Annotated in this window: 17 protein-coding genes; 4 read left to right on the plus strand and 13 right to left on the minus strand. The window is 52.6% G+C overall.

The genetic code is table 11. The features are described 5' to 3' along the window. Positions 1–2: 2 nt before the first annotated feature. From AC16KF_RS05830 to AC16KF_RS05880, 11 genes are all read right to left on the minus strand, one after another. A complete protein-coding gene (locus tag AC16KF_RS05830) occupies positions 3–410 on the minus strand; it encodes a MaoC family dehydratase (protein ID WP_484036354.1) in 408 nt (135 codons plus the stop codon). Next, entirely contained in the window at positions 410–1,282 is an 873-nt protein-coding gene (gene rfbA / locus AC16KF_RS05835; protein ID WP_484036355.1) for a glucose-1-phosphate thymidylyltransferase RfbA, read from the minus strand. Before rfbA ends, AC16KF_RS05830 begins: the two co-directional genes overlap by 1 nt. After that, a complete protein-coding gene (rfbB, locus tag AC16KF_RS05840) occupies positions 1,279–2,394 on the minus strand; it encodes a dTDP-glucose 4,6-dehydratase (RefSeq protein ID WP_484036356.1) in 1,116 nt (371 codons plus the stop codon). Before rfbB ends, rfbA begins: the two co-directional genes overlap by 4 nt. Before the next feature lie 224 nt (positions 2,395–2,618). Further along, the gene (locus AC16KF_RS05845) at positions 2,619–3,746 is read right to left on the minus strand and encodes a glycosyltransferase family 4 protein (protein WP_484036357.1); all 1,128 of its coding nucleotides are present in this window, start codon (positions 3,744–3,746) and stop codon (positions 2,619–2,621) included. Positions 3,747–3,748: 2 nt separating this feature from the next. Continuing rightward, positions 3,749–4,669 (minus strand): lysylphosphatidylglycerol synthase transmembrane domain-containing protein, encoded by a 921-nt coding sequence (locus tag AC16KF_RS05850; RefSeq protein ID WP_484036358.1) that lies wholly within the window; start codon positions 4,667–4,669, stop codon positions 3,749–3,751. Next, complete coding sequence (locus tag AC16KF_RS05855; RefSeq protein WP_484036359.1) at positions 4,666–5,625, minus strand: glycosyltransferase family 2 protein; 960 nt, start codon at positions 5,623–5,625, stop codon at positions 4,666–4,668. The genes AC16KF_RS05850 and AC16KF_RS05855 overlap by 4 nt, the downstream gene beginning before the upstream one ends. After that, positions 5,622–7,460 (minus strand): hypothetical protein, encoded by a 1,839-nt coding sequence (locus AC16KF_RS05860; protein ID WP_484036360.1) that lies wholly within the window; start codon positions 7,458–7,460, stop codon positions 5,622–5,624. Before AC16KF_RS05860 ends, AC16KF_RS05855 begins: the two co-directional genes overlap by 4 nt. A gap of 6 nt (positions 7,461–7,466) precedes the next feature. Then, positions 7,467–8,429 carry a GDP-mannose 4,6-dehydratase gene (gene gmd, locus AC16KF_RS05865; protein WP_484036361.1) on the minus strand — a complete coding sequence of 321 codons (963 nt, stop codon included), beginning with the start codon at positions 8,427–8,429 and terminating at the stop codon, positions 7,467–7,469. A 66-nt stretch (positions 8,430–8,495) separates the two neighbouring features. After that, complete coding sequence (locus AC16KF_RS05870) at positions 8,496–10,121, minus strand: hypothetical protein (RefSeq protein ID WP_484036362.1); 1,626 nt, start codon at positions 10,119–10,121, stop codon at positions 8,496–8,498. A gap of 35 nt (positions 10,122–10,156) precedes the next feature. Beyond that, on the minus strand, positions 10,157–10,579 hold the full coding sequence (locus tag AC16KF_RS05875; RefSeq protein WP_484036363.1) for a CoA-binding protein: 423 nt from the start codon (positions 10,577–10,579) through the stop codon (positions 10,157–10,159). 210 nt (positions 10,580–10,789) lie between these two features. Next, a complete protein-coding gene (locus tag AC16KF_RS05880; RefSeq protein WP_484036364.1) occupies positions 10,790–12,169 on the minus strand; it encodes a sensor histidine kinase in 1,380 nt (459 codons plus the stop codon). Between the two features lie 44 nt (positions 12,170–12,213). On the opposite strand from AC16KF_RS05880, the gene AC16KF_RS05885 reads away from it, so the two are divergent. Together AC16KF_RS05885 and AC16KF_RS05890 are read left to right on the plus strand one after the other, a co-directional pair. Next, positions 12,214–12,507 carry a BrnT family toxin gene (locus AC16KF_RS05885; RefSeq protein WP_484036365.1) on the plus strand — a complete coding sequence of 98 codons (294 nt, stop codon included), beginning with the start codon at positions 12,214–12,216 and terminating at the stop codon, positions 12,505–12,507. Then, on the plus strand, positions 12,470–12,721 hold the full coding sequence (locus tag AC16KF_RS05890) for a BrnA antitoxin family protein (RefSeq protein ID WP_484036366.1): 252 nt from the start codon (positions 12,470–12,472) through the stop codon (positions 12,719–12,721). The genes AC16KF_RS05885 and AC16KF_RS05890 overlap by 38 nt, the downstream gene beginning before the upstream one ends. Before the next feature lie 189 nt (positions 12,722–12,910). Here the strand turns inward: AC16KF_RS05890 and AC16KF_RS05895 are convergent, their stop codons facing one another. Further along, entirely contained in the window at positions 12,911–14,563 is a 1,653-nt protein-coding gene (locus AC16KF_RS05895; RefSeq protein ID WP_484036367.1) for an FAD-dependent oxidoreductase, read from the minus strand. A gap of 170 nt (positions 14,564–14,733) precedes the next feature. On the opposite strand from AC16KF_RS05895, the gene AC16KF_RS05900 reads away from it, so the two are divergent. Further along, complete coding sequence (locus tag AC16KF_RS05900) at positions 14,734–15,648, plus strand: VOC family protein (protein ID WP_484036368.1); 915 nt, start codon at positions 14,734–14,736, stop codon at positions 15,646–15,648. A 108-nt stretch (positions 15,649–15,756) separates the two neighbouring features. Here AC16KF_RS05900 and AC16KF_RS05905 read toward each other — a convergent pair whose 3' ends face one another. Continuing rightward, positions 15,757–17,349, minus strand: a complete 1,593-nt coding sequence (locus tag AC16KF_RS05905; RefSeq protein ID WP_484036369.1) for a phytoene desaturase family protein — start codon at positions 17,347–17,349, stop codon at positions 15,757–15,759. A gap of 306 nt (positions 17,350–17,655) precedes the next feature. On the opposite strand from AC16KF_RS05905, the gene AC16KF_RS05910 reads away from it, so the two are divergent. Then, entirely contained in the window at positions 17,656–18,201 is a 546-nt protein-coding gene (locus AC16KF_RS05910; protein ID WP_484036370.1) for a hypothetical protein, read from the plus strand. Positions 18,202–18,295 lie beyond the last annotated feature (94 nt).

An 18,295-nucleotide genomic window follows, 5' to 3' on the forward strand; every position in this document is an offset into this window, starting at 1 on the left:
AGCTATTCCGGCAGCCACACTTCCGCTGAACCGGCAAGGCAGATCTTCCCGTCTGAGTTGAGAATCGTTGTATCTAACACCAATCTCCGTTTTTCTACATTGACTTGCGTTACTTTCACTTCCACCTTCACCGTCGAATCAACAAAGACCGGGCGTTTGAACGAAGAGTTTTGCGAAATGTACACCGTGCCTTCGCCGGGAAAATCCATGCCCAGCGCTTTCGAGATCAACCCGCCGAGGAACGCGCCGTGAACAATTCTCTTTTTAAAGAACGAGTTCTCGGCAAAACTTTCATCGAGATGGATCGGATTCGAATCGCCGACCACCTCGGCGAAACGATTCACATCATCCGCCGAAATGAACCGCTCGAACGAAAAGCCGTCGCCTTCTTTGAAATTGAATTCTCGCATCACTTCTCTTTTTCGACGATTTCAAGCAGATAGTCGCCGTAGCTATTGCCGCGCAACGCTTCGCCGAGTTTTCGCAACTGCTCGCGATTGATGAAACTCATTCGATAGGCGATCTCTTCCGGGCACGAGATCATCAATCCCTGCCGGTTCTGGATCGCTTCGATGAACATCGCCGCCTGCAACAACGAGTCGTGTGTGCCGGCGTCGAGCCAAGCCACGCCGCGCCCGAACACGCGCACTTTCAGATTCCCTTGTTCAAGATAAAGTTTGTTCAGATCCGTGATCTCGATCTCGCCGCGCGCCGAGGGCTTGACCTTCTCAGCCAATTGCACCACTTGATTATCGTAAAAATAAATGCCCGGCACAGCAAAATTGGACTTCGGCGATGCGGGTTTCTCTTCGATGCTGATCACATTCTCGTCAGCATCGAACTCGACAATACCGTAGCGCTCCGGGTCGGTGACGCGATAGCCGAAGATGAACGCGCCCTCGGTCAACGACGCGCACTTTTGCAACAGCGAGATCATCCCTTCGCCGTAAAAAATATTGTCGCCCAAAATTAAACACACCGGGCTGTCGCCGATAAACTCGCGCCCAACCAAAAACGCATCCGCAAGTCCGCGCGGCTCGGCTTGTTCTTTGTATTCGAATTTCATTCCCCAGTGCGAGCCATCTTTCAACAATTCACGAAACGCGGGCAGCGCGTCCGGTGTGCTGATGATCAACACCTCGCGTATCCCCGCCAGCATCAACATCGAAAGCGGATAATACACCATCGGTTTGTCGTACACGGGCAACAACTGTTTGCTCATGGCGATCGTCAACGGATAGAGCCGCGTGCCTTTGCCGCCCGCCAAAATGATTCCCTTCATTTCGACTCCTTCTCGGCGCGCCACGCATAATTTTTCTTGATCCACTCGCCGTACGCGCCGCCGCTTACTTGATCCACCCACTCTGGATTTTGCAAATACCATTCAATCGTTTGACGTAAACCCGCTTCAAACCGGACCTCAGCCTGCCACCCCAATTGACGCTGAATCTTCCCCGCGTCGATCGCGTAGCGGCGGTCGTGCCCCGGGCGGTCGGTCACAAAACGGATCAGCTCTTTGTAGCTCTTCAATCCCTGCTCACGGAGTTGATTCACTTCCTCCGGCGGCGCGACCTCATCGAGGATACTGCAAATTTGATTCACAAGATCGAGATTCTTCTGCTCGTTGCTCCCGCCCACAACATACACTTCGCCCGGCGCTCCTTTTTCAAACGCGAGTCGAATCGCCTTGCAATGATCCTCCACGTACAACCAGTCGCGCACATTTGAGCCGTCGCCATAGACTGGAAGTTGCTTGCCCGAGAGCGCATTCAGGATCATTAAGGGGATCATCTTCTCGGGGAATTGATACGGACCATAATTGTTCGAACAATTCGTAATGACTGTCGGCAAGCCATACGTGTGATGGAACGCGCGGACGAAATGATCGCTCGAGGCTTTGGATGCGGAGTAAGGCGAGTTCGGCGCGTAGGGCGTCTCTTCGGTGAAATAACCGTCCGCGCCCAGCGAGCCAAAGACTTCATCTGTCGAAACGTGCAAAAAGCGGAATGATTCCTTTGCTTCGTCAGTCAACTTGTTCCAATACGCGCGCGCGGCTTCGAGCAGGGTGAACGTGCCGATCACATTCGTTTGCAGGAAATCCTCCGCGTTGACGATGGAACGATCCACGTGCGATTCAGCCGCGAGGTGGAAAACGCCTATGGGTTGATATTTTTCAAACAACGAGGCGACAAGTTCGCGGTCGGTGATGCTCCCCTTCACAAACACATAATCAGGGTTGCCATCCAAGTCTGCCAGCGACAGCGGGTTGGCGGCGTACGTCAGCGCGTCGAGGTTGACGACGCGGTATTGTTTGCTCTTCATCAGCAGGCGCGCGAGGTTCGCGCCGATGAATCCGTTGCCGCCTGTGAGGAGAATGGTTTGTTTCCCGGTCATGGTTATCCTTTCAAGATTACGTGAACAATCCGTACCGCAAGATTTATCTTGTGATTTGCCTTTTTGTTGTCATCCGCAAGCGCAAAGTGAACTTTGCGGTACGAGCCTTTAACTGTGGTTGTCCTTTCAATAGTGCTTGAGCACTCCGTACCGCAAGATTTATCTTGCGATTTGCCTTTTTGTTGTCATCCGCAAGCGCAAAGTGAACTTTGCGGTACGAGCCTTCAATTCACGATCTCTTCAAATATCTTTTCGTATTGCCCCGCGATCTGGGTGATTTCGAATGAATTTGCCTTTTTCAAACTGGCTTGGCGCAATGATAACAGGCGGCTGGGGTTTGTGAGCAATTCTTGTAACCTGATTTTGAAACCTTCTTTATTCCCCACTTCGATCAGGTAGCCATTTTGATTTTCATCCACCAGGTCAACAAACCCGCCGACGCGGCTGGCGACGATGGCGAGTCCCTTCGACAATGCCTGCACCCCGACGACGGGAAGTCCCTCTGAAAGCGAGGGCATGAAAAGGATGTCACTCTGCTCGAACTGTTTCATCACTTCGTCGGGCGTGATCCAGCCTGTTAATACGAAACGATTCCCTAACTCAAGTTCTGAAATGGATTTTTTCACTTCAGGCATTAAAGGTCCGTCGCCGATCATCACGCATTTCCATGGGAGGTCTTTTATTTCGTTCAGGATTTGGACGATCATCAACGGAGATTTTTGTTCCATGAAGCGACCGGCGAAGACGATCACGGGAGGATTGTTGATTCGAATCGAAGATTGGCTTTCACCATCCACATCTATTCCGTTGGGGATGACGAGAACTTCTTCGTTGTAGTGTTTGAGCGCGAGGCTCCGCGTGAACTCACTGACTGCAACTCTCGCGCTTGCGTCGTGCCAGATCCAGCGCGTGGTGGGAAAAATCCAGCGGAACCAGTCGCCCGTTTTTTCGGGGACGCCGCCTGGCACATCGCCGAGGTGAGCGGTCAACACGTAAGGGACTTTTGTGAGCCGCGAAAGCATCCACGCGAGCGCGCCTGCTGGAACGGCGAAGTGGACGTGGATCACGTCGGGGTGAAAAAGGCGGACAAGGCGGAGCCCAGCCCAAAGTCCCGAAAGAACGTAGACGACCATCGAGAGAAAACTCGCGCGGAAGGCTTGAGTCCGCAGTGTGGGAATCCGAAGGATGTCGTATCCATCCCGTTGTTCTTCGCGCGGCAGGTCTTTGAAGTGTGAAGTTAACACTTTGATGTTGTGACCGCGCCTCGCGAGAGTTTGGCAAATGCTTTCCGCCGCGCGTCCACCCCCGCCACCGACTGGAGGAAACTCGTGATTCAAAACGAGGATGCGCATGGTTACGATGACCCTTTGGAGGAGTTTGCGTTGGGGTCAGACATGGCGGATAACACGGAGGGGAGAAACGCCGCGCCGGGCAAACTTGCTACAAGGAAGACGATGCGAATCAACACAGCAACAGCCAAACTCGCAGCAGGACTGACGCCAGCAACCCGCGAAAGCAAAAAGGCAAGCGTAAGTTCTTGTACGCCAAAACCATTGATTGAAACTGGGATGATGGTAACAAAATAGGTGAGACTCCAGATACCCGCGACGAGCGAATAGGAAACGTGTTCGCCCAAGCCTTCGATGATTATGTACAACGAGGCAAAGATAAAGATCATGTTGCCCCACGTGTAGAGGAGGGACGAGATCAGCGCGGCGGGTTGTTTGAGCCAGATGGAAAATGAATGAAGTGTGCGGCGGATGAAGTCGGTGACTTTTGCGACGAACGGAGGCATGGCGCTGAGTTGCAGAGGCGTCGCGTGCAGCATACCCCACGCGGGGATGAGTCCGAATGGCACGGCGCAGAACATGCCCGCCATGCCGATGACGCGGTCTGCGGCAATGGAGGCGAGGCAAACCGCGCGGTCATAGCCGAGGCGCATGGCTCCGCCCAAACGCACCACGTCGCCGCCGATGGTGGTGGGTAGATAGTTGGACGCGAACAAACCTGTGAGAGTTAATTGAGCGGTTCTTGAAAATGGAATATCTACGCCGCCCGAACGAAGCAGAACATGCCAGCGCAAAATAACGAACAGGCGCGAGACCAACAAGGAAAGCAATGCCAATGCAAAAACAGGGAGTGAAATTTCTTTCAACGAACTTGTGATCTCGTTCCACCCTTCGCGTTCGATGAGCAGGACGATCAAAAGGATCGCCAACGCGGTGCCAAACACGCGCAGAATCAGATTCTTGTTTTTTGAAAACCAGCCGATCATTTTTTCTTCTTTTTCCCCTGAATGATCTCCCTCAGGGTGTACGTCGGTTTTTGTTGCGACTCGTGATACGTTCGCGCGAGCAATTCGGCGATCAAGCCCATGAGAATGGATTGAAAGCCCAGAATGAACAACATCACGCCGATCAACAACAACGGCGACGTGGATGCTGGCACGCCAAAAAATGTGCGGCGGATGAACACATACGCAAGATCGAGCATGCCCAACAGCATGAGTCCCACACCCGCGCCGCCGAACAAGCGAATGGGTTTGTGCGAATATTCAAGCAGGAATTTCACTGTGAACAGGTCAAGGATGACTTTCGCGGTTCTGTCCAAGCCGTAGTTTGCTTTGCCAAATTGACGCGGGTGGTGACTGACGGGAATCTCGGTGATGCGCGCGCCAACGGAATGCGCAAACACGGGGATGAAGCGGTGCATCTCGCCGTACAAACGGAATCCGCCCAGCACTTCGCGGCGATAGGCTTTCAGCGTGCATCCGTAATCGTGCAGGTGAACGCCCGTTACGGTGGAGATCAATCCGTTGGCGATGTTCGATGGGATGGTGCGCGTGAGGCGATTGTCTTTACGATCCTTGCGCCAGCCGCTGACGAGATCGTAGCCTTCGTCCAGTTTTGCCAACAGACGCGGAATATCAGCGGGATCGTTTTGCAGGTCGGAATCCATCAACACGATGGTCTCGCCTTGCGCGTGGTCAATGCCTGCCGAGATGGCGGCGGTCTGCCCGAAGTTGCGGCGGAAGACCAGCACACACACATGATTCGGATTCTTCTCGGCGAGCGATCGTAACACGTCGAGACTATTGTCGCGGCTTCCATCGTCAACGAAGATAACCTCCCATTGTTGTTTGAGAGGCTTCAACGCTTTTTCGATCGCGTCGTACAACAAGGGGAGGCTTGCCGCTTCATTGTAGACGGGGATCACAAGGGAGAGATTCATGGACGTTTCCTAAATAAGTACAGCACATCTTCACACTGGTCGAGGTTTTCCATATCGAACGGGACAGGCTCGTAGCGCGGGTCGTTTTGAAAATCGTCCAGATTCGTATTTGGATAGCCTTTCCAAATAATAAAGTAATCGGCAGATTCCCGCCACTGCAAATCCATTTCATCGTTGAACAAGCCGAAGCGGAGCAACCGCTCGGGGTCGCCCGCGCGGACGTAGCCCGCTCCCGCCGTGATCTGCGGAGGAAAGAAGCGAACATCGTCCATGTACAACAGCATGGCAATGTGCCTGCCGCTTCCCTTCCAGTAGATCAAACTATCTGGCGGAATCGCGTCTGCGAGAGCATGCCCTGCCTGCTCGTAATACGTTAGAAAGTTCGTTGAGCATGGAGTGGCGTACGTCCCTGCGTTTGCGGCGGGGGGGAGAATCACGCCGACGAGGAGAAACAGGTTGAGGGTCGCGAGAGAAGCGTTTTGTCCCGTCCAGATTTTGAGGAGGGAGAATCGTTGGACGATCCAGTAGAGGATCAGGAGAATGATTCCAGCATGCGCGCCTGTGAATGCCGCGCCGACGCGTTTTTGAACATCGAGCGGCAAATTGAAAATGTATGTGAGGATTTCGCCAAGCGATGCAAATGTGAATTGACCCGCGCTATTCACGCGCGGAAATTGAATCGTTGCGAGCGACCATTCGCCGATCCGTTGAAAATAATATGATGCAAGCCCTGCGGAGAAGAGCAACAGCATAACGATGAGAAGTGCACGGCGGAAGGTCGAGTCGTAGATGCCGTTGGAAAAGACAATGACAATGAATAACAACCCCGCAACCGAATAAAACATTTGATACGGCGAAAAACATTGGATGCAAAATTGATTGAACAACGACGCCCATGTGTGCATGAGGAACAATGCGATGAACGACAAGCCCAAAAATATCGCGATCTTGAATTGACTCGCACTCTTCCATTTTGATCTTGGTGGAAAAAGAATCAACGCACCTGCGAATCCGCACAAGAGGAAGAAGTGATGTTGAATGCCGATGGCAATCGATTGGATGCGACTCAGGTTTCCAATTTCAAAGGTATCGTATCCAAAGACTGCAAACGGGCGCGAATAGTTTAGGAAAGGAGTCAACGATTCGGGCAACCACAACGACCACAACTGCATGATGTTGGGCCAGTAGATGATGTGAAAGAGAATGAACAAAGCCGCGCTCGAAGCCAGCGACCATGCGCCCGCGTTCTTTCCATGTTGCCAAAAAATGTACAGCGCGAGCAGAGGAAGAAAAACAACCATGTTCTGCCGTGTCATCACAATCACAACGGAGAACAACGAGGCAAGGATCAATTGCCACAACGGACGTTTCTCGCCGAGCGCGCAAACGAATACCCACGTGAGCATACACGCGACGAGTCCTTGCGACAGCGCCTGACTATAAATCGATGTGTTCGCATCGGAGAGCGCAAAGACCCATATGACGACTGCCGTCCATTTTTTTCCGCCCAGGCGATTCGTCAGAATCCACACGCCTGCCAGCATGAAGAAACTGACGGCGAGCGCAAAGTAACGCGCCTCGCGCAAGCCAGCGCCGAGCCAATATTGAATCTCGCCAGGGATCAAAAAGGCGAGCGGCGCTTTGTTCGTCCAATAACCATAATCTTCAAAGGGAACAAATTCGCCGCGGGCGAAGACAAGTCCCTTGAAGAGATACGCGCCTTCATCGCCGATGGAGAGGGAGGAGTGAGCAAAATACAACGATCTCGCTACAAAGAGAATCACCCCCAGCAATGTGATGATCTCGATGAGCGGAAGTTTTCTTTCAGACTTCATTGAAGATTATTTGCCGTTCAAGCGCGCAAGATCTGCATCCACCATCATCGTGACGAGTTCCTTGAAGCTGACAGAAGGCTCCCAGCCCAACTTGGAGCGCGCCTTCGAGGGGTCGGAGATCAACAGGTCCACTTCGGCGGGGCGGTAGAAGCGTTCATCTTGCACGACGAATTCTTTGTAATCCAAGCCCACATGAGCGAAGGCGATCTCGCAAAACTCGCGCACGGCATGGGTCTCGCCCGTGCCGATGACAAAGTTGTCGGGTTCATCCAGTTGCAACATGCGCCACATGGCTTCGACGTAATCGCCCGCAAAGCCCCAATCGCGTTGGGCTTCAAGGTTGCCGAGGCGGAGTTCCTTCGCCAGTCCGAGTTTGATGCGGGCGACGCCGTCGGCGATCTTGCGCGTGACGAATTCCAATCCGCGGCGCGGACTCTCGTGATTGAACAGAATCCCCGAAACGGCGAACATATTGAACGACTCGCGATAGTTGACGGTGATCCAATGTCCGTACACTTTCGCCACACCATACGGACTGCGCGGATAGAACGGCGTCTCTTCGCTTTGCGGCACTTCAAGCACCTTGCCGTACATCTCGCTCGACGACGCCTGATAAAAACGGATCTTCGGGTTGATGAAGCGGATGGCTTCCAACATGCGCGTCACGCCAAGCGCGGTGATCTCGCCCGTCAACGCGGGCTGGTTCCACGAGGTCGGCACGAACGATTGCGCGGCGAGGTTATACACTTCGGTGGGTTTGTATTCTTCGAGGAACGAAAGCAATGAGCCTTGATCGTGCAAGTCGCCTTGAACAACGGTGATGTCGTCCAGTAAATGATTGATGCGTTCATAGGTCATCGTGCTGGAACGACGAGCCACGCCGATCACGCGATAGCCTTTGGCAAGCAATAGCTCGGCGAGGTACGAACCGTCTTGACCTGTGATGCCTGTAATGAGAGCGGTGGGCATAAATCTCCTAATCCAAAATTCAGTGACTGAATTATAACCGATAAAACGTCCCACAGGTTTTTTGAATCACTGAGTTTCGTTAGGAAACCTGTGGGACGATTCCATCGCGCGCCGTTTATCCAGCCACCAACCGCCGCCCAGAATAGCCCCCCACAAGCCAACGATCAACGCGATCATCACGGCAAACGGCAGTTGTCCGCCCACATAAAAATATCGGCTCGCGTACCATTGCGTGAAGATCAAAATGAAAATTACCTCGCACGCGACCACGCGCGCGAACCATGCATTGCGAGTCTCGCGCCACCACACCCAAACAATTCCCGCGATGAGAGCCTGCCACATGAACATGATCGTCCGATAGCGCGGATTATCCCACTGGTCGCCTCCACCTCGAAGAGCGGCGAGCAGGATCCACGTCCAGACAAGAAGCGAGAGCCAGATGAAGATGGCGCGGCTGTTCTCGCCACGCTTCGCTCCGACGGGGAGGCTTGCCCCGGCTAACGTCGAAAGGATCAACAGGGGAAGCAGGGCATACCATCCCAGCGCGCGCAACACGTAGATGATCTTCCAGATCGGGAGCGTCGGCACGACCAGCGCGGCGGGGAGCACGGGTTGAAGAATCCCGTAGACCGCGACGAACGGAAGTCGCACCCCCTCAGGCATCTCGTCGAACAGTTTTTGCACCCAGCCCGATTCGCGCTCGATCTGATAGACATTCCATTTGACCGAGAGTTGAATCCAATCGTTGAGCACAGATAACGGAGAGGTCGTGTCGAACACACCCTTCCGATTGAGCGACGACGATAGCGCGAACAAACCGATCAGAAACACAATCGCGAAGATGAGGATCGGCTTCCACGAGATGCTCGCGCGTTCGCGTGAGAAGAACATCCAGCCTGCGAAGATGAACAGCGTCGCTACGGCAACCGATGGAGAAAAGAGCAACATGCCGAGGAGGCTGAGACCAAGAGCAATTCGCGGCGCTTTGGAGTCAGACGGCTTGCCGTCCGATTGCGCTCCAAAAACGAATCCCCAAAACGCCACCGCAGATAAGGTCATCAAATATGGTTCGCGCATGGCAGAGCCGCCCAACAAAACGGATTCAGGGTACAGCGCGAAGATCCACACAGATGCCCATGCCGCTTTGTTGCCAAACGTCGCGCCTGCCGCCTTCCATAAAAATGGAAGTCCCAGCGCGGCAACGAACGCCGCCAGCAGGATCATCATCAATGGGCGGTGCGCGTCAGGTGAAAGGTAACGGTAGACAAACCCGCTCAACGCCAACAGCCCGCCATATTGATCGGAGGAATACTCCCGGCTGAACGCGTCGAAGACCGGCTCGTCTGAAACCGCCAACCTCCACGCCTGCTCATCGCGCCGGTGCGCGTCGGTGTAAGTGTAGCCAGCCAAACCATCTTTGGAATTTTGATACCCGTAGACAGGCAACAGTTCATACGCCGCGACACCGCCCGCCAAACGGATGGCAAACGCAAACGCCGCGATCCAAGCCAGGGTTCTTCCGCCTCCCGCCCATTTTGTGGAGGCGACAAGCGCTAGCAATGCCAGCAAAAAGAGGGCAGAGAAACCGAGCCAGCCCGGCAACCAATTTGCCCCCTGAAACCACGACAAAACTGCCCCCGAAACGAGGGCAGTCGGAAGTGTCCAAAAAACATCTTGCTTATTGAGATTCATCGGGGTAATTCTACCCCAATCTCCTTGCCCCGCTTCTACAAGCCGAGCGGCTTTGCCCGGAATAATCTGCGATGGGCAGATCGCATGCAGGCGTCCATCACCACTTGCAATCCCGCCTCGCGCGCTTTCTGCGCGGCTTCTTCGTTGACGATGCCCTCCTGCATCCACACCACCTTTGCGCGAATCTTGATGGCTTCCTCCACAACAGGCGGCACATCCTCGGGCTTGCGAAAGACCTGCACCACGTCCACCGCTTCGGGGATGGAAGATAGATCGGGATACGCCTTCTCGCCCATGATCTCGTTTGCGGACGGATTCACAGGAATGATTTTATATCCCTGATCTTTGAGATATTGCACAATTCCAAAACTTTCCTTTGCGGGGTTCGACGATAATCCCACCGCCGCAACCGTCTTTGCCGATAAAAGGATATCTTTCATTTCTTTTTCGCTGTTCATTGTTTAATTCTCCTTTTCATTCATATTTCGGTGGTCGAGTAGTCCTGAGCGAAGCCGCCGCGCTGAGCCTGTCGATGCGGCAGCGGAGACGAAGAACGTATCGAGATCACCATGCCGTAACATAATTCTTGTTGCAAAAGTTTGTATGCGTACCTGTGATCTCGATACGTCCCGCGAATTGCACGCGGGACTACTCGACCACCTATGTGTTTATGAAATTTTAATCGGCAACACTGCCTTGAACACGGTCTCGCCTGGCTTCGACTTCACCAGCAACTGCCCGCGATGATGATTGGCGATGATGTCGTGCGAGATGTGCAAGCCGAGTCCCGTTCCGCTCCCTGGCGGCTTGGTGGTGAAGAACGGCTCATAGATTCGCATCAGAATATCCTCAGGAATACCGGGACCGTTATCCATGATTTCAACGACTACATTATGGTCTTCAATATATGTTCGCAAAATGATCACACCGCTTCCATCCATCGCGTCCACAGCGTTATCAATAATATTCGTCCACACTTGATTTAACTCGCTGGCGTACGCTTCGATGCGCGGCAGGTTGGGCGCATACTCGCGCTTCACCGTTACGCCTTGTTTCAATTTGTGTTGCATGATGACCAGCGTGTTTTCGAGTCCCTCATGCACGTCCACTTCCAACAGCGGCGCCTGATCGAGATAGGAATATGATTTCATCGCGCGCACGATCCCCGCAACACGCGCGGCGGTCAACTGCACTTCCGAAAGCAATTCCATCATCAAGCAACTTGCGCCAAGCCACTGAACGGACAACTGGAATGATACGGATGTCTTCAACTCTTTCAGCGATTCGATCGTCCACCCACAGTTGACCATTGCAGGCGCAAGTTCCCACGCAGATTCAACTCCACTCGCTTCCAACCACGCTTGAAGCTGGTCCACCAAGTCAATTTTTTCCAACGCCTCAAGTTTGACCCGCGACTCGAATCGCCGCGCCGACTCGCTCATCAATTGATTCAACCAGTCCGTTTGATTCTCTTTGAACGCGACCGATTCGATCTCGTGAGTCAACGCCTGCCACTTGACGAGCGTCCTCTGCAACTCAGCCGCGCTCCTCTGCGCCGCCGCGGCGGGATTGTTCAACTCGTGCGCCAGTCCCGCGCTCAATGTTCCCAGCGCCGCCATCCGTTCCTGTTGATGAAGCAAGGCATCGTTCTGGCTGAGACGGTTCATCACCCAATGCAAAACAGCCAACGCCGCCGTCGAACTCGTGGACAGTAAATTTTCGAAGGCTTCGGGTGAAATTCGCAACACTTCACAATCGGTGATCGCCTGGACGCTTGCCGAACGCGGTGATCGCGAGAGCAACGCCATCTCGCCCAACACATCGCCTGGATTCCGCACGTCAATTTTGATGAGCGACTGCCCCGATTGTTTGCTGACCTCAAACTCGCCGCTCACCACCACGAACGCCGCGTCGCCGTCATCTCCCTGCCTCATCAGAAACTCCCCCGCGCGCAAAGAGACAGGCTTGGCATCCTCCATGAGTTGTTGCAACTCCTGGTCGGTCAAGCCTTCGAAGAGGGCGGATTTGCGGAGGTCGGAGAGGTTCATGCCTTATTGTCTCACGCTGAATTGAATCGTGCTATACTTTCCTCATGAAGTACATTTGGGATCGGCAGAAAAACGAAACCAATGTCAAAAAGCATGAACTTGATTTTGCCGATGCCTACAAAGTGTTCGAATCGCCGATGCTGGTTGACCTCGACAAAAGAGAAGAGTACGGCGAGGACCGCTGGATCGGCGTTGGACTAATGGAAAATCGTGTTGTTGTGGTTGTGTTCACCGAGCCAGACGAGGATACCATTCGCATCATCTCATTTAGAAAAGCAACTTTGAGTGAGAGAGAATATTATGAACAAGAACATAAAAACCAATTTGGATCGCTTTGATGCCCTGACCGACGATATGATTGACACGTCGGATATTCCGCCATTGACTGAAGAGTTCTTCCAGTCTGCAAAATGGCGGATCCCGAAAGACAAGGTCAAGGTTCTGGTAGAAGTCGAACCCGATGTTGCGCAATGGTTCAAGGCGCAAGGCAAGAACTATCAACAACTCTTAGCAGATGCGTTGCGCCGTTTTGCGCAAGAACATCGAAAATAGTTTGATCAAGCCCTCGTGAAAGCGGGGGCTTTTTTATTCTATATCGGTGGTTGAGTAGACACGAGCGAAGCGGGTGTCGTACACCTGCACCCACCGCAGGTGCGGTGTCGAAACCACCGTGCCACATGTGAACAATCATATAACTTGAATACTGCTGGTTTCGACTGCTTGCGCTCAACCAGCGAAGTATTATAGACTCTTCAAATACTCCTTCATCAACGCGTAAGCAATTGCGCCCTCGCCAACCGCGGAGGCGACGCGGTGATTGGTTCCGTAGCGCACATCGCCTGCCGCGAAAATTCCAGGCGTGGAGGTTTCCAAAAGAAACGGATCCCGTTCGAGGGTCCAGCCTTGAGGCGTTTTCTTATCCTTCATCAAATCGGGACCTGTGTAAATATATCCTTTGTCGCTGCGTAGAGTTAAATCCGCCACCAGTTGACTTTGCGGGCGCACGCCGATGAACACGAACAACGCCGAGGCGTTGCATGTTTGCGTTTCATCCGTCTTCGTGTTTTTGATGACGATCGCTTCGAGCGTGTTGCTTCCCTGCACTTCGAGCAGATCGGTGTCGGTGAGAATTTCGATTTTCGCGTTGCCGCGCATCGCGTCCACGAGATGTTTCGACGCGGTGGGTTCGTGCCCGCGCACCAGCACCGTGACCTTGCGCGCGAATTGACTCAAATAGATCGCGCCCTGCGCGGCAGAGTTCGCGCCGCCCACCACGAACACATCGCCGTCTTTGTAATTCATCGCCTCGGTGTATGCCGCGCCGTAATAAATTCCCGCGCCTGTGAGCGCATCCGCGCCTGGCATCTTCAACATGTGGAACGACGCGCCCGTTGCGATCAACACCGCGTGACAGGATATCTCAGCCCCATCTTTTAACTTGACGATGCGATACGATTCCTTCACGACGATCTGGCTTGCCTCCTGCGCCGACAGAATCTCGACCCCGAATTTTTTTGCCTGCGTGACCGCGCGGCGCGTGAGATCGTCGCCAGAGATTCCCGTTGGGAAGCCGAGATAATTTTCGATCCGTGGGCTTGAGCCTGCCTGCCCGCCTGGCGCGGCTTTCTCGATGACCAAGCATTTGTATCCCTCTGAGCCTGCATACACCGCCGCGGCGAGACCCGCAGGTCCACTGCCGATGATGATGATATCGTAAAACGGAAGCGCAGCGCGCGTTTGCAAACCGACTTTGTCTGCGAGTTCTTGCAGGTTGGGTTCGATCAACGTTTTGCCATCGGGGAAAAAGACGACGGGAAGTTTCGTCTCAGCCGAAACGCCCTCGACTAACTTTTGCGCGTTGGAATCTTTTTCAATGTCGAGCCATTGATAGGGAATCTGGTGCCGCGTGAGAAAATCTTTTACTTGATGACTGCCCAGCGACCACAACGTCCCCGCCACGCGGATTCCCTCGTACGGCATCCGCACATGCGCTTTCCAGTCTTCAAGCAATTCATCCAGAATCGGATACAGCCGTTCGCTTGGCGGATGCCACGGCTTCATCAGATAATAGTCGAGCCGCACCTCGTTGATCGAGTCAATCGCGGCTTGGGTGTCGGCGTAGGCGGTGAGCAGGACTCGTTTGGCTTGCGGATAGGTCTTCATCGCTTCGGCGAGAAACTCAGTGCCGCTCATTTCGGGCATACGCTGGTCAACCAAAAACAGCGCGACGGTCTCGTTGCGCTGTTCCATCTTCTTCAAATAATCGAGAGCCGCTTTGCCAGAATTAATAGGGAGGATGCGATAATCCTGCCCGTAGTGCGAGCGCAGGTCACGTTCGATGGAGTTTAAAACGGAGGGGTCGTCGTCTATCGAAAATATGACAGGCTTGGGCATGAAGCGGATTTTATCACCATCGTCCTTGCGAAAGTAAATCTGGCTTAGCCACAGAGCGCACAGAGTTCTCAGAGAAAATCTCAAAATCTCTGTGTTCTCTGTGGCTGAAATTTCTCCACGTGGGGAAAGTTTGTCGGTTGCGAAGTCGTCTCAATTGCGCTGGAGAAAATATGAACCAAACACAAACAGAAACAAAATCAGAGTTCTCAATCCACCCGAAAACCAAGATTGGGCATATCTCGCTCACGGTGGCGAACCTCGACAACCAGATCGCTTTCTATCAACAGGCGATGGGATTCAAACTGCACTGGAAGGAAAACGGAAAAGCGGGGCTGGGCGCTGGAGGGGCGGACATGCTGAGGTTGGTGGAGCAGGCAGACGTCAAGAAATACCGAGGCGTGACGGGGTTGTATCACGTCGCGTACCTGTTTCCGAATCGCCGCGAGTTGGCGATCGCGGTCGGTCGTCTGTTCGCGTTGAAATATCCCAACTCGCCCACCGATCATATTATGACGAAGACCACGTATCTCGATGATCTTGAACACAACGGTATCGAACTATACGCCGAGTCGCCCGAAGACGGCACGTGGACGATGAAAGATGGAAAATACATCACGCTCCGCAAAGACGGTTCCCTCAGCGATGGGCGCGAGCCGCTCGATGTGGACGCGCTGTTCGAGAATTTGAACGAAGGCGACAAGCTGGACGCGCCCATCCCGCCCGACGCGCGAATCGGTCACGTCCATTTGCATGTGCGCAATTTGGATGAAGCGGTGGATTTCTATCACGGCGTTCTTGGATTCGATGTGATGGGCAACGTCAAAGATTTTCAAATGGCGTTCGTTTCCGCGGGCGGATATCATCACCATCTCGGACTCAACACGTGGCAGGGACGCGGCGCGCCGCCGCCTCCGCCCGACGCGGTGGGTCTGCGTTTCTTCACCATCGAGTTGCCGAATCAACAAGCGTACGACGATGTCGTCGCGCGCGTGGACAAGGCTGGCATCCCGTCGAATCAAATTGATGAAGGGTTGTTGATCTACGATCCTTCGCAGAATGGCATAGTGTTGACGGTGGCAAAGTAAAAAAGTGACTGTCACGTTTAACGTGACAGTCACTTCGGCAAAAAGGCGGGATGGCATCCCGCCCCACGGAAAACATCCGAAGTCTTCGCGGCTTCGGATGTTTTGATTCTAATTCAACACCTTCACTACATTCCTTCCGCTCACCCCGCTGACCCCGCCTCCGCCGTGGACTCCGCTTCCGCACAGATATAAATTATCAATCGGCGTTTTGTGATTCGACCAGCCTGGAATCGGACGCATGAATAAAAATTGGTCAAGTTGTAATTGTCCGTGGTTGATGTCGCCTTCGGTGAGACCGTACGTGGTTTCCAAATCAAGAGGCGTAATTACATGAGAATTAGAGATTAGAGAATTGAGATTGGGGAAGTATTCCGCCAGAGTGTCTATTGCAAGTTTCTCAACTTTTTTGGTCTCCAGTCTCCAGTCTCCAGTTTTTAACTGATATGGCGCGAATTGGAAATGAATCGAAACCACATTCCCCGAAGTTGTGATTTCAAGATAGGGCTTTTCTGAAATTTCGCCGTATTTCGCCGCGTCGTAAGCCTTTTCCAAATATTTTATGGAAGGTGCGACGCACAATGTTCCCTGTGGGGGAAATCCTGTGTGATTGCCCTGCTCTGGGCGGACACGCAGGTCCGCCCCTACGGGTTCATTCAATAACAAATGAATCTTCGCCACCGATCCGCGCATTTTGATGGATTGTGTGTGCCAGACAAATTCAGGCGGCAGATCCTGCGCGCCGACGAGTTTGAGCAAGGTGTGCTTCGGGTTTGCGGAGGAGAGAATCACATCCGCAGAAATTTCTTCGTCGTTTGCAAGAACTACTCCTTTGGCGATTTGATTTTTGATTTTGATTTTGGCAACTTCGGAATCGGTTCGTATCTCGCCGCCAAAAAATTTGACTGCATTTGCAAGCGCTTGGGTGATTGCGCCAATTCCCCTCACCCCTAGCCCCTCTCCCGCAGGGAGAGGGGGATTCGCCAGCCCGCCACGATTCAACCAATTATGGATTAACGTGTATCCCGTCCCAGCAGACATCGGTCCCAGCGTGGAGCCGTGAATCGCCACCGAAGCAATCGCGGCGCGGATAATTTCCGATTCAAAATATTCCTCCACTAACTCTTGAGCAGACATGGGCAAGGCGCGGATAAAGTTGAGCATGTCTTTTCTGCCAGCCAAACGAAGTTCGAGACCCAATTCCAAAAGTCCATAGCCATCGCGTAGACTCATATTCTTCGGCAAGCGCGGCATGATGGTGGCGTATGCGACATCGAGAATGCTCGCGGCTTTATCCATAAAGCGGACGAATTCATTCCATCTACTCGCATCTTTTTCAGAGAATCTCTTTATCGCTTCGGCGGCTTTGACGGGGTCAGGGTCGAGAACCAGATGATCCGCGTAGGTCACGCTTGAAGCGTGACTTGCAGATTGGAGCGCAATAAAAGGCTGATGGACAGAGTCAACTTGAAGTTCGTGTGAGGCGAGTTTTAGGTCTTTGATTATGTCAGGTCGCAGACTTCCGCCCGCGTGGATCGAATCCGCTTGAAAATTTTCGCCGAAGGATTCAGTCACCACCGAACCGCCGATGATGGAACGGCGTTCGAGGACCAAAACTTTTTTGCCTTGCTTGGCTAGATACGCGGCGGCGACTAATCCGTTATGCCCCGCGCCGATGATGATGTAGTCATAAATGTTTGACATAAAATTCCTTTTTATTGCAATGTACTTTGCTTGCTTTGTCCGTCGGGCTGAAGCCCTGCCTCAATTCGTGGAAGTCCGCTGAAGCGGACTTGCTCGAAGCCCGAAGGGCTTCCATGTACTGAGCGGGCGGCTTTAGCCCCGCTCACCCCGCCCCGCGCCGATGACGATGGTGTCGTAGTAATTTGTCATGAATGATTCCTTTGTTAAGAATTGAAGGATAACATTGTTGATTCAGTCGATTTAGTCTATACTATTAATCGGAATATCTAAGCTACAATTAATTAGAAATCATGCAGGAGAATTAATATGGAAGCAACTATTATTACGGGAATTATTGGTGCTATTGCTACAATTCTTGCCGCATTGATTACTGCTCGCACTAAAGATAAAGCCAATGACCAATTGAAACAGGAATGGGTTAATTATAAAAATGCAGCTGTTTCTCAAGATTCATACCTCACTGTTGATTATGGTATCAAAATTATTTATCCAAAGAATGAAACTGTATCAGGAACCACAACAGAAGTAAAAGGTACATACCAAGTGATGCCTCCTCCTGGAACATTAAGACTTTATTGTGTATTTCATGAAAGAACACTTTTAGGTGAAAGATTCTGGCCTCAGGAAATTGTTCAAGAATTCTTTCCAGAAACAAAAACATGGCGTGCAAAAGTTAATATTGTAGGATTGCCTCAAGCAGGTGGCGCAATTATTGCAGCTATCGTGAGTCAACCAGCCATTATCCTATGGGATTATTATTACAAGGTTGGACCTCAAGTAGGCTGGTGGGATTTTGAGGGATGGCCAAATGATTCCATGGTATGTGATAGGGTGTCAGTGTTAAGAACTTAGTCCAAAGACTTGACTAAACTCCACTCAACAGAACCAACTTCCAGTCAAGACCGAAGCGGCTCTTTATCCTCAAACCAATTCTCCAATCCTCTAA

Source organism: Candidatus Defluviilinea gracilis, assembly GCF_057138825.1.